The organism is Bacillus sp. RC240 (assembly GCF_044907945.1).
Taxonomy (GTDB): Bacteria; Bacillota; Bacilli; order Bacillales; family Bacillaceae_G; genus Bacillus_A; species Bacillus_A mycoides.
Genome location: NZ_JBIYCT010000004.1, coordinates 273,477 through 287,586 on the forward strand (window position 1 = coordinate 273,477; position 14,110 = coordinate 287,586).

General features: G+C 33.8%; 14 protein-coding genes and 1 pseudogene. 13 read left to right on the forward strand and 2 right to left on the reverse strand.

Going from position 1 to position 14,110, the window contains the following annotated elements; all coding sequences use genetic code 11:
• Positions 1 to 44: 44 nt before the first annotated feature.
• Together nheC and ABH955_RS16480 are read left to right on the forward strand one after the other, a co-directional pair.
• A complete protein-coding gene (gene nheC / locus ABH955_RS16475) occupies positions 45 to 1,124 on the forward strand; it encodes a non-hemolytic enterotoxin NHE subunit C (protein WP_113938129.1) in 1,080 nt (359 codons plus the stop codon).
• Between the two features lie 234 nt (positions 1,125 to 1,358).
• Complete coding sequence (locus ABH955_RS16480; RefSeq protein ID WP_113938130.1) at positions 1,359 to 1,985, forward strand: LysE family translocator; 627 nt, start codon at positions 1,359 to 1,361, stop codon at positions 1,983 to 1,985.
• Between the two features lie 243 nt (positions 1,986 to 2,228).
• Here the strand turns inward: ABH955_RS16480 and ABH955_RS16485 are convergent.
• Positions 2,229 to 2,497, reverse strand: a pseudogene (locus ABH955_RS16485) (hypothetical protein).
• Between the two features lie 304 nt (positions 2,498 to 2,801).
• On the opposite strand from ABH955_RS16485, the gene ABH955_RS16490 reads away from it, so the two are divergent.
• From ABH955_RS16490 to ABH955_RS16515, 6 genes are all read left to right on the forward strand, one after another.
• Entirely contained in the window at positions 2,802 to 3,788 is a 987-nt protein-coding gene (locus ABH955_RS16490; RefSeq protein WP_201056077.1) for a nucleoside hydrolase, read from the forward strand.
• Between the two features lie 685 nt (positions 3,789 to 4,473).
• Positions 4,474 to 4,917, forward strand: coding sequence for a carboxymuconolactone decarboxylase family protein (locus tag ABH955_RS16495; protein WP_113938131.1), 444 nt, complete (start codon positions 4,474 to 4,476; stop codon positions 4,915 to 4,917).
• 241 nt (positions 4,918 to 5,158) lie between these two features.
• Entirely contained in the window at positions 5,159 to 5,689 is a 531-nt protein-coding gene (locus ABH955_RS16500) for a GNAT family N-acetyltransferase (protein ID WP_002126830.1), read from the forward strand.
• A gap of 551 nt (positions 5,690 to 6,240) precedes the next feature.
• Positions 6,241 to 6,636, forward strand: a complete 396-nt coding sequence (locus ABH955_RS16505) for a DUF3224 domain-containing protein (protein WP_113938132.1) — start codon at positions 6,241 to 6,243, stop codon at positions 6,634 to 6,636.
• A gap of 115 nt (positions 6,637 to 6,751) precedes the next feature.
• Positions 6,752 to 7,642: a Vgb family protein gene (locus ABH955_RS16510; RefSeq protein WP_113938133.1), complete on the forward strand. Its 891-nt coding sequence runs from the start codon at positions 6,752 to 6,754 to the stop codon at positions 7,640 to 7,642.
• Between the two features lie 654 nt (positions 7,643 to 8,296).
• A complete protein-coding gene (locus ABH955_RS16515; protein ID WP_404456352.1) occupies positions 8,297 to 9,244 on the forward strand; it encodes a DNA-binding transcriptional repressor DeoR in 948 nt (315 codons plus the stop codon).
• Between the two features lie 48 nt (positions 9,245 to 9,292).
• Here ABH955_RS16515 and ABH955_RS16520 read toward each other — a convergent pair whose 3' ends face one another.
• On the reverse strand, positions 9,293 to 9,655 hold the full coding sequence (locus tag ABH955_RS16520) for a hypothetical protein (protein ID WP_002086260.1): 363 nt from the start codon (positions 9,653 to 9,655) through the stop codon (positions 9,293 to 9,295).
• A gap of 156 nt (positions 9,656 to 9,811) precedes the next feature.
• Here ABH955_RS16520 and deoC point away from each other — a divergent pair, with 156 nt between their 5' ends.
• From deoC to ABH955_RS16545, 5 genes are all read left to right on the forward strand, one after another.
• A complete protein-coding gene (gene deoC / locus ABH955_RS16525; RefSeq protein ID WP_404444366.1) occupies positions 9,812 to 10,483 on the forward strand; it encodes a deoxyribose-phosphate aldolase in 672 nt (223 codons plus the stop codon).
• A gap of 105 nt (positions 10,484 to 10,588) precedes the next feature.
• Positions 10,589 to 11,770, forward strand: coding sequence for a NupC/NupG family nucleoside CNT transporter (locus ABH955_RS16530; RefSeq protein WP_002035026.1), 1,182 nt, complete (start codon positions 10,589 to 10,591; stop codon positions 11,768 to 11,770).
• 36 nt (positions 11,771 to 11,806) lie between these two features.
• Complete coding sequence (locus tag ABH955_RS16535) at positions 11,807 to 13,108, forward strand: pyrimidine-nucleoside phosphorylase (RefSeq protein ID WP_002126836.1); 1,302 nt, start codon at positions 11,807 to 11,809, stop codon at positions 13,106 to 13,108.
• 33 nt (positions 13,109 to 13,141) lie between these two features.
• Entirely contained in the window at positions 13,142 to 13,537 is a 396-nt protein-coding gene (locus ABH955_RS16540; RefSeq protein ID WP_002012106.1) for a cytidine deaminase, read from the forward strand.
• 166 nt (positions 13,538 to 13,703) lie between these two features.
• On the forward strand, positions 13,704 to 14,099 hold the full coding sequence (locus ABH955_RS16545; RefSeq protein WP_404456357.1) for a DUF2871 domain-containing protein: 396 nt from the start codon (positions 13,704 to 13,706) through the stop codon (positions 14,097 to 14,099).
• Positions 14,100 to 14,110 lie beyond the last annotated feature (11 nt).

Genomic DNA, 14,110 nt, shown 5'->3' on the forward strand with positions numbered 1-14,110 from the left:
GCAGGAGCTTTTTTATATCCTTATAAAGAGAATGGGTGAAAAGTATGCAGAAAAGATTTTATAAAAAATGTCTTTTAACGATCATGATTGCTGGGGTGGCAACGAGTAATGCACTTCCTTTACATCCTTTTGCAGCGGAACAAAACGTAAAAACATTACAAGAAAATGCAAAAAATTATTCTCTCGGTCCAGCAGGATTCCAAGATGTAATGGCGCAAACAACATCGAGCATATTCGCAATGGATTCATATGCAAAATTAATTCAAAATCAGCAAGAGACTGATTTGAGTAAAATAAGTTCAATTAATAGTGAGTTTAAAGGAAATATGATTCAGCATCAAAGAGATGCAAAAATTAATGCGGCGTATTGGTTAAATAATATGAAGCCTCAAATTATGAAAACGGATCAAAATATTATTAATTACAATAATACTTTTCAAGCGTATTATAATGACATGTTAGCAGCGATTGATCAAAAGGATAGCGGTAAATTAAAAGCGGATTTAGAAAAGTTGTATGCGGATATTTTAAAGAATCAAAATGAGGTAGATGTACTATTAGGGAATTTGAAAGCTTTTCGCGATAGAATGGCGAAAGACACAAATAGTTTTAAAGAGGATACGAATCAATTAACCTCGATTTTGGCGAGTACGAATGCTGGTATTCCAGCTCTAGAGCAACAAATAAATACATATAACGATTCGATTAAAAAGAGTAACGACATGGTCATTGCTGGTGGCGTACTTTGCGTAGCACTAATAACATGTCTTGCGGGCGGACCGATGATTGCGATCGCAAAAAAAGATATTGCAAATGCAGAACGAGAAATAGCCAGTTTAAAGAATAGAATTTCAGGAGCACAAGCAGAAGTGGCAATTTTGACAGATGTGAAAAATAAAACGACTAATATGACAGAAACAATTGATGCAGCAATTACAGCACTGCAAAACATATCAAATCAGTGGTATACGGTAGGTGCGAAATATAATAATTTACTACAAAACGTAAAAGGAATCAGCCCTGAAGAATTTACCTTTATAAAAGAAGATTTAAATACAGCGAAAGATAGCTGGAAGGATGTAAAAGATTATACAGAAAAATTACATGAGGGTGTGACGAAATAAACAGTGGACTAGTTCCGCTGTTAATTTTTTTATCCCGTTTTTTGTGAGAGCCGAGCTTGTAATTTTACCCATAAGTTTGCCGTTTGTTTTATCAATGTAACTTTAGGATAATGTTTGGTCAAATTGATACTAATAACCTCGATAAACTCCTGATCACGCTTTTTATATTTAATATTTTAAGTAAAAAAGCTATACTATAGGCAAAACTAAAAATTGGAAAGGAAATACTAGAACATGGAAAATTATTTGTTATTTATCCTCACAGCAATCTTAATCATAATAATGCCTGGTCCCGGTTTTGCCTTAGTTACAAAAAACACTATCTCGCATGGTAGAAATGGTGGGATAAGGACCGTCTTAGGAACGGTATCTGGAATGATGATTCATACAATAATGGCTACACTAGGACTCTCTGCTATCCTAATGAAATTCTCTATGTTATTTACATTAATAAAATATGCTGGGGCTTTTTATTTAATTTACTTAGCTGTAAAGTCAATTAAAAGTGCCTTTTCTAAAAAAGAAGATATGTCAGGTTCAGTGGAAATGAACTCTAAGGATATTGGTACGATTAAAAGTTTTAGACAAGGATTTACCACGGCAATCTTAAATCCGAAAACGGCTGTATTTTTCCTAAGTTTTCTACCCCAATTTATTGTGAGCAATCAAAGTCATCTCTTCCAATTTCTGTTGTTAGGACTCACATTTACGACTTTGACAGCAATATGGTATTTACTTTATATCTCACTAATACGTCAATTAAGAACTTTTTTACGAAAAGAAAAAGTGAACCGTACAATAGAGGGTATTACTGGTACAGTATTATTAGCATTTGGAGTTAGGTTATTTTTCCAAAAATAAATATGTATATGAAAAGAGAAATAATCAATGGTGGTTATTTCTCTTATTCACTTATTCTAAAACTACCATTATAGATTTCTAGAGGTGAGATGATTTTTTGTTGGGTATTTATGTTACTATCACTGTAAAAATTGTGAAGAAATGTACTTAAACTAACGGGGCAGGATAGTTGAATAAGAATAAAAATATTTTTATAAGTTAAATTTATTGAATATCATAAAATATTTATAATTAAACTTTTTTCTAAATCAACACTCGATGGCGAGGTGGTGTTACCTCAAATATAATTATTTTATTTGAAGATCTCATTTTAATTTTTTCAAATCTTTTCATAGGTTGATATACAAAGACGTGTAGTGATAAGCCTATAACTGCAGTAATGTTTAAAATAATACTTATAATCATTAAAGACCATTCTATAACTGGAGAAAAGTATCCGTCCGTACTTAATGTAGAAGAACTTACATCTAGTATTAAAATAACTATTAGTATAAAGGTAAGTTTTTAACCAATTTGAATCCCCCCCTTTTAAGAGTAATATCTTTATATTATTATATTAAAAAATAAATTATATAATTAATTATAAGATAGTTATCTATGAGAATTTAACTTGTTTTTTCGTTTTGGGGTGTTAAAAAATTCTTAAGTTGATGGGCATGGGATAGCACACCATGCCTATGAACTTAAGAACAGAAACTTACGCTTGAACATAATATCAAATTTAGATGAGCAAAGCTATTTCAAGTGAATAGAATCCACTCTTTAAGAATACATAAAATATATACATACAAGCTTAGTCTGATCACTACATCATTAGTGAAAGTAGGATTCTATAGATTTTGGAGGAAGAGATATGAAAAAAAGGTTCTCCTGTTTACAGATTTGGGGATTGATGATGCGTTTGCTATACTGTACACTTTTTTTCGTAAAGACATTCAACTTGTAGGAATTGTAGCCGATTATGGAAATGTATCCAGAGAAAATGCAATAAGAAATATTAACTATTTGAAGTACATTGCGGGAAGAGAAGAGATACCCGTATTCCTTGGTGCTTCTGTACCGTTGACAGGTATATTGATTCAGTATTTCCCTGAGGTACATGGAAAAGTCGGATTAGGACCTATCATTCCCCCTGAAATTTCATATCCAGTTTATCCTTTAAATGATATTTATCAAATTATAGAATCAAATTTAGAAGATCTTACAATTATCAATTTAGGAAGACTTTCTTCGCTAGCTACGACTTTTGTGTTGAATTTAGAAACAATGCGAAACGTAAGAGAATGTATTTGCATGGGGGGAGCTTTTTTCTATCCAGGTAACGTAACTGCTGTGGCTGAAGCTAACTTTTACTCAGACCCTTATGCAGCAAACTTAATTCTGCAGCATGCAAAGAACTTGACAATTATTCCTTTAAATGTGACTCAACATGCGATTGTTACACCCGAAATGGTCCAGCAAATCGATGCATTTCATCGGAATACACAGGATCTTGCAGGACTCATCATCAAACCTATGTTAGACTATTATTATAAATTCTACTCCAAGTCTAATCCTGGTATAAGTGGAAGCCCTATGCATGATTTTGTAACAGTGTGGTATTTGCTGAATCAAGAGGCTGTTGGCCTTTCAAGAGTACCCATTAAAGTAATTCCTGATCAAGGAGAAGGATTTGGTCAAAGTATTGCAGACTTTCGTTTTGCTACTAATCCAGGCTATAAAACGCATAATGTAGCTTTTCAGCTTGATTATAAAAGATTCAAGAAGGATATTATGGAAACGTTTTTAAAGAAGAGAGTGTAACAGACTTTATTAACTTCAGATAATAGGGATTATGTGAATGAAATGCCACTTCACTTAACGTACAGGAATTCGACTTTTTTAGGTTAAAATTCGCTTAGCATATAAAACTTCCAAAATGTTGGCTGTATCCCATCACTATCAAGCTAACAAAACAAAATCCCCCTAAAATGAAAAAATCCGCTGACTTCTCAAAGTAATTAACTGTAGTGAAAGAAAATTTTTATTTTGGGGGTACATTAAAACTTTAGCTTGACGGGCAGGGGGCCTCGTCACATGCTTATCAAGCTAAGAAATTAGTTGTTCTCCAAAACGAAAAAATTAACTAAATCCCCATAAATAACTATAGGAAGATAAAAACACTGTAGCTTTCGAATAAAGTTTGATCAAAATTATGTAGTTGTTTGGTGATAATAAAATTGTTTCATTTATAATAAAATCATTTAAAAATTAATAGAGTTATTCAATTTATTCTGACGGTAATAATAAAGTAATTAAAAAGTGAAAATATTTGTTTGGAAAATACGGTTACTCATTTGCGATATTTACGTACCATGAAACAACTAATTACACTGTCTATAACTGAAATTCTCTTTGATTTCGAATGCTTTACAAACAAAAAAATAGCACGAATGTTCGTATGAAGGTATAATTATAAGTATCTTAAAATCAAAGGAGGTCTTGCCTTATGAGTCAAAGAATTTCCTACTATGATGTTGCACCTGATGGCATGAAAATTATGATGGATATGGAGAAGTACACTAAGAAATCTACAATTAATCGAATTACTAGAGAACTTATAAAGATTAGAGTCTCTCAAATTAACGGTTGTGCTTTCTGCATGGATATGCATACATCAGATGCCCGTAAGATAGGTGAAACCGAACAACGAATTTATTGCTTGAATGCTTGGAATGAATGTGATTTTTATACACCTGAAGAGAAAGTTGCTCTTGAACTATCTGAGCATATTACTCTAATTCCCACTAAAAGAGTTCCTGAAGACCTATATAAGCGAGTACGTGAACACTATGACGAGAAACAATATATTGACCTTGTTCTGGTAATTAATCAAATCAACAGTTGGAATAGAATTTCTATTGCAATGGGAAATACAGCAACTAAAAAATAATTGCTCTCAACGAACGGTAAATAAGAATAAAATTAAAGATGTTTAAAAATCACAATACAATTGTTTCATTTTTCTTTATTACGCAGTTATCATAAACTGTAACATAACCAAATTTTTGAAATTTATTGGTTCATCCTTTATAGCTTTTATAATAATATTATCTTGAAACACGAAGGGACTGAACTATGCGCAGATATCAATATCTTGACCCCAAAATAAAAACATAATGGAGGTAAAAATATTGATTACAGAACTACAAACCGAAAGATTAGTTTTAAGAAAAATGAAAGTATCAGACTCAGCTAGCATGTTTACAATTTGGGCGGATCCAGAAGTTACAAAATTTATGAATATCAATAGTTTTACTGATGAAAGCCAAGCGGTAGATATGATTGAAATGCTTGATAAGTTATCTCGGGAAAACAGAGCTATTCGTTATTCAATAATTGAATTAGAATCAAATGAAATTATCGGTTCTTGTGGTTATAATTCATTTGATTTCAAAAACGCCAAAGCAGAAATTGGTTACGATATTAGTAAAGCTTTTTGGGGTAAGGGGTATGCGCCAGAAGCCATTCTCTCTTTAATGGATTATGCGTTTAGTACTTTAGAATTCAATAGAATAGAAGCAAAAGTTGAATCTGAAAACATCAATTCAATAAAAGTCTTACAAAAGTTAAACTTTACATTCGAAGGGACAATGAGAAAGTGTGAAAAATCTAATGAAAAGTTTATTGATCTAAGTATTTATTCAAAATTAATAACAGATTAACTTATATTACTTAGCCTACATTCCTTAAAATGTAGACTATTAAATACCCTCGAAGCATCCTTAATTGCTATTAATTGAAAGTGAGGGCTACGGCTCTCTTTTTTAATTCACAATTTCTAGTACAATTGAAATAATTAAGAAACGTATAGAGTAATCCGTCCGATCTTAACCACTGAAGAAAAATTAACAGAGGAAGAGATCATGAACTTTGCTGTTGAAATGAGGGAAAAGAAATAGAAGGACACAACTATATAATAAGAAAAATCTAGAAGATACGTAATATTTAAAAATGAACCGTCTCATAAAGAACATGTAGTAATTTCTACGTGTTCTTTTTTAATAAAAATGAAAGTAAACTGTTAAATAAAAATTTACTTTCAATGTCATATAAGAAGAACAAAAAATAAGTCGTCTTTTGCTCTTAACAGGGTCTTACCAGCAGCATCCGTTACTTTAGAAACACTCCTATGAGATATAATTATTGATGGTACTTTTTAGGTGATATACTGGAGGTAGATTACTCATCTAATGATGAAGGGAGGTTTACGCGTATGGAAGTAACATTTACAGTAAGTAAATGGGATGAAAAGCCAGTCAATGACACTAGAAAAGATTTCCCTATTAATATTGCCCATGTCGAATATGATATTGACGGTGAATTAAAAGGAAAAGCTTTTGTTGAATATTTATTATATTATTTAGAATCAACTATAGATGATGGTCACTTGGCTACTGCTAAAATTTCTGGATTTTTACATTTCGAAGGAATTTATAAGGGAAAACGAGGGACATTTATAGCTATAGAGCAAGGGATATTTGATAAAGGAAATCTAGATTCCCCTGCAATAATCATCAAAGCTACTGGTGAATTAGAAAGCCTGAAAGGGTCCTATAATTATAAGTTTACAGGTCAAACCAGTAAAATGATTCTAGACTTTGAATTCTAACAAAATATCTTATAATTTAGCAAAAAGGGCATCCACTGTAATACCAGGAATGTCCTTTTTTAAACTAAATTATACCGAAAAACAAGACTCAAAATTTTCAATGGGAGGAAATGATATGAGGATCACGATACAAGAATATGTGGTCAATGAAATAGATTCAGGACCATATGGAATAACCGTAGGAAAAGACGGAGCATTGTGGTTTACGGAACAGAAAGGGAATCGAATTGGTAGAATAAATGCTACTGGTGAAATAAATTCTTTTCCCATTCCGACAGCAAATGCAGGAGCTATGTCAATTATCTCGGACCAGACCGGTGACTTATGGTTTACGGAATATAACTCAAGCAAGATCGGTAAAATGTCGATGAACGGTCTTTTTGAAGAATATGTACTCCCTACAACGAACGCCGCACCTTTTGGCATAACGGAAGGACCAGATGGAGCAATATGGTTTACAGAAATGAATAATGGTAGGATCGGAAGAATAACAAAGTCAGGGGAAATCACCGAGTTTGAATTGCCTAACTCCAAATCATTTCCCTCTTTTATTACTCTGGGATCAGACGGTGCATTATGGTTTACACAGAATCAGAACAATAGGATTGGGAGAATAACCACTAAAGGTGAGGTCAAAGAATATCCAATCCCAACACCCAACTCCGGGCCAGTTGGAATTGCGAGCGGCCCAGATGGAGCAATATGGTTTGTGCAAATCATAGGCAATAAAATTGGTAGAATTACGTTCGAAGGTGAGATCAAAGAATTTGTTATACCGACGCCGAACGCTCGTCCTCATGCCATAATACCTGGGAATAACAGAGATCTTTGGTTCACAGAATGGGGAGGTAACAAAATCAGCCGTATTACAGTTGAAGGAGTTATTACGGAATATACGATACCTACAAATAATGCAGAGCCACATGGTATCACGTTTTGTCCGGATGGCGATCTTTGGTTCGCTGAAGAGTGTAATCAAATTGGACGTCTAACAATCATTACGTAATAGGGATATCGTCCATCGCTATCAAGCTTAGAAAAGTAAATATCCCATCACCATCAAGTTAAGAATTTGGTTGCTCCCCAAAACGAAAAAATGTGCTTTTTTGTTACAAGTAGCACAAAATTTCGTTCTGGGGGTACTATAAAATTTTAGCTTGATGGCGATGGGGTCTCGCCATCAAAACGTGAATTTCGCACGCTAAGGAATTTCTATATTAAAAAACTTGGCTTTACCGTACGTTAAGGAAGTTCCATAAACGATATTTAATGTTTGTTATTGTTACTACAGAAAGAACAAAAAGAATGAATTAAATATGAATCGATTTATCCCGCTATTTGCGGGCAGTAAGACTCCCACCTCAAAATTCGGCGAATACGAGGGAGTTAGGTGGGAGTCGGACTGCCCGTAAAAGCCCGATTGGTGAGGGCTAATAATCAGTGGGGGATGAACAAAACCCCCACTGATTAAAGTTTCACTTTATCTGATTCAAGATCATTTGTATCGAGTGTATGAAGCTAAAAAATAAAAGTTTCATTGTAAATCCTAAGTGGAGTAGAAGTTTAGGTTGATAAATAAGGGAGTCGAATTTTTTTGCATAAAGCTGTATAATGCTTGTAACGAAAAGGAAATACAGGAAAGGATATGTAATGAGTTACTATGGATAAGGATAAACAACAATTAAGCGTTGAAGTTGCAAGATTATATTATCAATCAGATTATAGTCAGCAAGAAATTGCTAATAAATTAAATATTTCAAGACCGACGATTTCTAGATTATTGAAGTATGCGAAAGAAAAAGGATTTGTTCAAATTAGTATAGCTGATCCATTTGCTGACTTAGATAACGTTGGGAATTTACTTAAAGAAAAGTATAACCTGTTAGAAGCGCATGTCGTATTTTCTCCAGTACCAGAATATGCAACGATTACGGAGTATATTAGTAAATATGCAGCTGAGTATATGGAAAAGACAGTGAAAAATGGTGATATCGTTGGTGTAAGCTGGGGAATGACGATGTATGAAATCGCTAGAAAAATCGTACCGCAACATGTGAAAGGTGTAGAGGTTGTCCAGTTAAAAGGTGGCATTAGTCACTCAAGTGTAAATACATATGCGAATGAAACGATCGCGTTATTTGCAGATGCTTTTCAAACGACGCCAAGAAATCTACCTCTTCCAGTTATATTTGATAATGCGGTGACAAAAGAATTAGTGGAGCAAGATAGACATATTCATCACATTATTGAAATGGGGAAACAAGCAAATATTGCAATTTTCACTGTTGGAACAGTGCGTGATGAAGCGTTATTATTCCGATTAGGATATTTAGATAAGGATGAAACGAACATTTTGAAAGAACAAGCTGTCGGTGACATTTGTTCACGTTTCTTTGATGGAGACGGAAATATTAGTAGCGAAGAAATTAATAAGCGTACAATTGGAATTGAGTTAGAGGAACTTAAATTAAAGAAACGTTCTATTTTAGTTGCAGGTGGTAATAGAAAAATAAAAGCAATTGACGGTGCGTTACGTGGCGGGTATGCAAATGTACTAATTATAGATCAGCATACAGCGAAAGAATTGTTACATTATCAAAAAGGTTAGAAATAAAAGGCTTTCTCAAAATATTAATTTTGAGAAAGCCTTTTATTTTTAGTATGAATAAATCAATGTGTAGTACCTTGTAAAGTATTTGTAAGGAACGCTCTTTGATTGATCTCCTTTTTCAAAAATTAGTGAGTTAGCCATAATATCTCTATCTACAAAACTCCAGCCATCTTGCTCCATCATATCGATAAAAGGTTCCATTTTTCCGCGCTTTACTAAGTAGGGGTATTGATTATCTATCGGTTCTACTTCCACCATTTCTTTATCTTGAATAACCATCTTAGACATAGCTAAAGCAAATGGAACTGGGTTTCCTTCTTGGAAAATAACATCCCTTTTATAAAAAATAAATATGGATAGTGAGGTGCATACTAGCAATGTGAATATAAAGAATTTTGACTTAAACAAGTGGTTCACATCCTTTATTTACAAGCTTATACTACTTTCAATGTATTACTAGAAATTCCCTTCTAAAAAAGAATGAACAAAAGTTCAAAAGTGTATTTACATTTGTTCAACTAAGAGTTAGAATGAAGTTGTTAAAAGATATGAGGAGTGAAGATAATGAACATTGCAAAGTTAATTGACCATACAATTTTAAAACCAAATTCTACAAAAGAAGATGTTATGAAAGTAATCGAAGAGGCAAAGCAATACAAATTTGCTTCAGTTTGTATTAATCCTACATGGGTAAAGCTAGCTGCTGAAGAATTAGCTGGACATGATGTAGACGTTTGTACTGTAATCGGTTTCCCATTAGGAGCAAGCACTACTGAAACAAAAGCATTCGAAACAAAAGATGCTATCGTAAAAGGTGCAACTGAAGTTGATATGGTAATCAACGTAGGTGCTTTAAAAGATGGCGACAATGAGTTCGTTGAAAAAGACATTTATGAAGTAGTACAAGCAGCAAAAGGAAAAGCTCTTGTAAAAGTAATCATTGAAACTTGCCTTCTAACAGATGAAGAAAAAGTTCGTGCTTGTGAATTATCAGTAAAAGCTGGCGCTGATTTCGTAAAAACTTCAACTGGATTCTCAACTGGCGGAGCAACTGCAGAAGATATCGCATTAATGCGTAAAACAGTTGGACCAAACGTTGGCGTGAAAGCATCTGGCGGCGTTCGTACACGTGAAGATGCAGACAAAATGGTAGAGGCTGGAGCTTCTCGCGTTGGAGCAAGTGCTAGTGTTGCAATCGTATTAAATGATGCAAAAGGTGCTACAGATAATTACTAATTAATAAAGTGTGAAAAGCAATAGATACACGTTTAAAGTAAAGTGTATCTATTGCTTTAACAATTGAAAAGAATGTAAGCGGATACGAATGGGAGGAGACGGCTTATGAAATACTTAATCGGTGTTTTAGGCCTCGTATTGATTTTAGGTATCGCTTGGCTTGCTAGTAATGATAGAAAGAAAGTCAAATATCGCCCAATCATAACGATGGTTATATTACAATTCATTTTGGGGTTTTTATTATTAAATACAAGCGTAGGGAATATATTAATTAGCGGAATAGCAGATGGTTTTGGAGAATTATTAAAATATGCCGCTGATGGTGTGAATTTCGTATTTGGTGGATTAGTAAATCAAAAAGAGTTTTCATTCTTTTTAAGTGTATTAATGCCAATCGTATTTATATCAGCTTTAATAGGTATTTTGCAACACATTAAAGTATTACCTATTATTGTGAAATCTATCGGTCTAGTATTAAGTAAAGTAAATGGGATGGGGAAACTCGAATCATATAACGCGGTAGCTTCTGCGATTTTAGGACAATCTGAAGTGTTTATTTCAGTTAAGAAACAACTAGGATTATTGCCAGAGAAAAGAATGTATACATTATGTGCATCTGCAATGTCTACAGTATCTATGTCTATCGTTGGATCATATATGGTGTTATTAAAACCGCAATATGTTGTAACCGCTTTAGTGCTTAACTTATTCGGTGGCTTCATTATTGCTTCTATCATTAACCCGTATGAAGTTACTGAAGAAGAAGATATGTTAGAAGTACAAGAAGAAGAGAAAAAGACATTCTTTGAAGTATTAGGGGAATACATTATAGATGGATTTAAAGTTGCGATTACAGTAGCAGCTATGTTAATTGGTTTCGTTGCCCTTATCGCATTCATTAATGCAGTATTTAAAGGTGTAATCGGTATCTCATTCCAAGAAATTCTTGGTTATGTATTTGCACCATTTGCATTTATTATGGGTGTTCCATGGCATGAAGCAGTTAACGCAGGGAATATTATGGCGACAAAACTCGTATCAAATGAATTTGTTGCGATGACAGATTTAGCACAAGGAAACTTTAATTTCTCAGATAGAACGACAGCGATTATATCTGTATTCTTAGTTTCATTTGCAAACTTCTCTTCAATTGGAATTATTGCTGGGGCAGTTAAGAGCTTAAATGAAAAACAAGGGAATGTAGTCGCAAGATTTGGTTTGAAATTACTTTTCGGTGCAACGTTAGTAAGTTTCTTATCAGCAACAATCGTTGGCTTATTATTTTAACAGATTCATATAATATAAAAAGGAATGGTGATTACAATGAGAATGGTAGATATTATTGCGAAAAAACGTGATGGAAAAGAATTAATGACTGAAGAAATCAAATTCTTTATTAATGGATATACAGATGGAAGTATTCCTGATTATCAAGCGAGTGCACTTGCAATGGCAATTTTCTTTAAAGATATGACGGATCGTGAACGTGCAGATTTAACGATGGCAATGGTTGAGTCTGGAGAAACAATCGACTTATCAGCAATTGAAGGCATTAAAGTAGATAAGCATTCAACTGGCGGTGTTGGTGATACAACAACATTAGTATTAGGACCATTAGTTGCTGCTTTAGATGTACCAGTAGCAAAAATGTCTGGTCGTGGTTTAGGACATACGGGCGGAACAATCGATAAATTAGAAGCAGTGGAAGGATTCCACGTTGAAATTACGAAAGAGCAATTCATTGATATTGTAAACCGTGATAAAGTGGCTGTTATCGGACAAACAGGAAACTTAACACCTGCTGATAAAAAAATCTATGCACTTCGTGATGTAACAGGAACAGTAAACTCGATTCCTCTAATTGCAAGTTCAATTATGAGTAAAAAAATTGCAGCTGGTGCTGATGCGATCGTACTTGATGTAAAAACAGGTGCTGGTGCATTTATGAAAACAGAAGAAGATGCAAAAGAATTAGCTCATGCAATGGTACGTATCGGAAATAATGTTGGACGTCAAACGATGGCAGTAATTTCAGATATGTCACAACCTCTTGGGTTTGCAATTGGTAATGCATTAGAAGTGAAGGAAGCAATTGATACTTTAAAAGGTGAAGGTCCAGAAGATTTAACAGAATTAGTACTTGTATTAGGAAGCCAAATGGTCGTACTTGCGAAAAAAGCAAATACATTAGAAGAAGCTCGTGAAATGTTAATTGAGGTTATGAAAAACGGAAAAGCAACTGAGAAATTTAAAGAGTTCTTAAGCAATCAAGGCGGAGACAGCTCAATTGTAGATAATCCAGAAAAAATGCCACAGGCGAAGTATGTAATTGATGTACCTGCAAAAACTTCAGGTGTTATTTCAAACATTGTTGCAGATGAAATCGGTATCGCTGCGATGTTACTTGGTGCAGGCCGTGCAACGAAAGAAGATGAAATTGATTTAGCTGTAGGTTTAATGTTACGTAAAAAAGTTGGCGATGCAGTAAAAGAAGGCGAGCCGTTCGTAACGATTTATGCAAATCGCGAAAATGTAGAAGATGTAAAAGCAAAAATTTATGAGAACATTTCTATCGCTGAAACAGCAGTGGCTCCTAAATTAGTTCATACAGTTATTACTGACTAATCAATATTACATTTACTTTGAGGAGGAAATAATATGGATAAGAAAAAATATATTGAAGTAGCAAATAAGATGTTATCAAAAGCGTATATTCCGTATTCAAAATTTCCTGTTGGTGCAGCGTTAGTTACGAAAGAAGGTAAAATCTATACTGGTTGTAATATAGAGAATGCTTCTTACGGTTTATGTAACTGTGCAGAAAGAACGGCAATATTTAAAGCGGTATCAGAAGGTGAGCGCGACTTTAGTTACTTAGTCATTACAGGCGAAACGGACGGACCTATTTCACCATGTGGTGCTTGTAGACAAGTGATTGCTGAATTTTGTGATCCGAAAATGCCAGTTTTACTAACGAATGTAAAAGGCGATGAAAAAGAAGTGACTGTGGAACAGTTACTGCCTGGCGCCTTCTCAATTGAAGATTTAAAATAAGGTGAAAAGCCCTTCCATAACTCATAGTTGTGGAAGGGCTTTTTTATGTATAAAAATTGCAATGTAATCTTCTGTTCATATTCCGTTCATAAACTTTGCGTAAAATGATTGCAGTGAATAAAGAAAATGACAATATGAATTGTCGTTCTACAGCAGGAGGAATATAATGAAGAAATTATATAATGCAGCATTCATTTACTTAATTATTGGTTTATTATCAGGTGTATTTGCTAGAGAGTATACGAAAGCGCAAGGAATTAAAGGATCCACTATGTTGCAATTAGTGCATACACACGTATTAGTGCTCGGCTTCGTATTCTTTTTGGTCGCTTTGGCTCTATTTAAAGTATTTAATGTCCGTGAAACAAAAAGTTTTCGCGCATGGTTTGTTGTGTATAACATAGGATTAATTTTTACAATCGCTACAATGGTATTTAGAGGTATTTTACAAGTAAACGGAACAGACTTTAACGGTTTAAGCCATATGGCTGGATTAGCTCATGTCATTATAAGTGCCGGGCTTGTTTGGTTTATGATTTTGCTCAAAAAGTCTTTTAAATAGATAGGGGTGGA

Excerpts from the sequence above, each read along its gene's own strand:
- nheC (WP_113938129.1), top strand. The coding sequence starts at position 45 with ATGCAGAAAAGATTTTATAAAAAATGTCTTTTAACGATCATGATTGCT.
- ABH955_RS16480 (WP_113938130.1), top strand. The coding sequence starts at position 1,359 with ATGGAAAATTATTTGTTATTTATCCTCACAGCAATCTTAATCATAATA.
- ABH955_RS16495 (WP_113938131.1), top strand. The coding sequence starts at position 4,474 with ATGAGTCAAAGAATTTCCTACTATGATGTTGCACCTGATGGCATGAAA.
- ABH955_RS16505 (WP_113938132.1), top strand. The coding sequence starts at position 6,241 with ATGGAAGTAACATTTACAGTAAGTAAATGGGATGAAAAGCCAGTCAAT.
- ABH955_RS16510 (WP_113938133.1), top strand. The coding sequence starts at position 6,752 with ATGAGGATCACGATACAAGAATATGTGGTCAATGAAATAGATTCAGGA.
- ABH955_RS16515 (WP_404456352.1), top strand. The coding sequence starts at position 8,297 with ATGGATAAGGATAAACAACAATTAAGCGTTGAAGTTGCAAGATTATAT.
- deoC (WP_404444366.1), top strand. The coding sequence starts at position 9,812 with ATGAACATTGCAAAGTTAATTGACCATACAATTTTAAAACCAAATTCT.
- ABH955_RS16530 (WP_002035026.1), top strand. The coding sequence starts at position 10,589 with ATGAAATACTTAATCGGTGTTTTAGGCCTCGTATTGATTTTAGGTATC.
- ABH955_RS16535 (WP_002126836.1), top strand. The coding sequence starts at position 11,807 with ATGAGAATGGTAGATATTATTGCGAAAAAACGTGATGGAAAAGAATTA.
- ABH955_RS16540 (WP_002012106.1), top strand. The coding sequence starts at position 13,142 with ATGGATAAGAAAAAATATATTGAAGTAGCAAATAAGATGTTATCAAAA.
- ABH955_RS16545 (WP_404456357.1), top strand. The coding sequence starts at position 13,704 with ATGAAGAAATTATATAATGCAGCATTCATTTACTTAATTATTGGTTTA.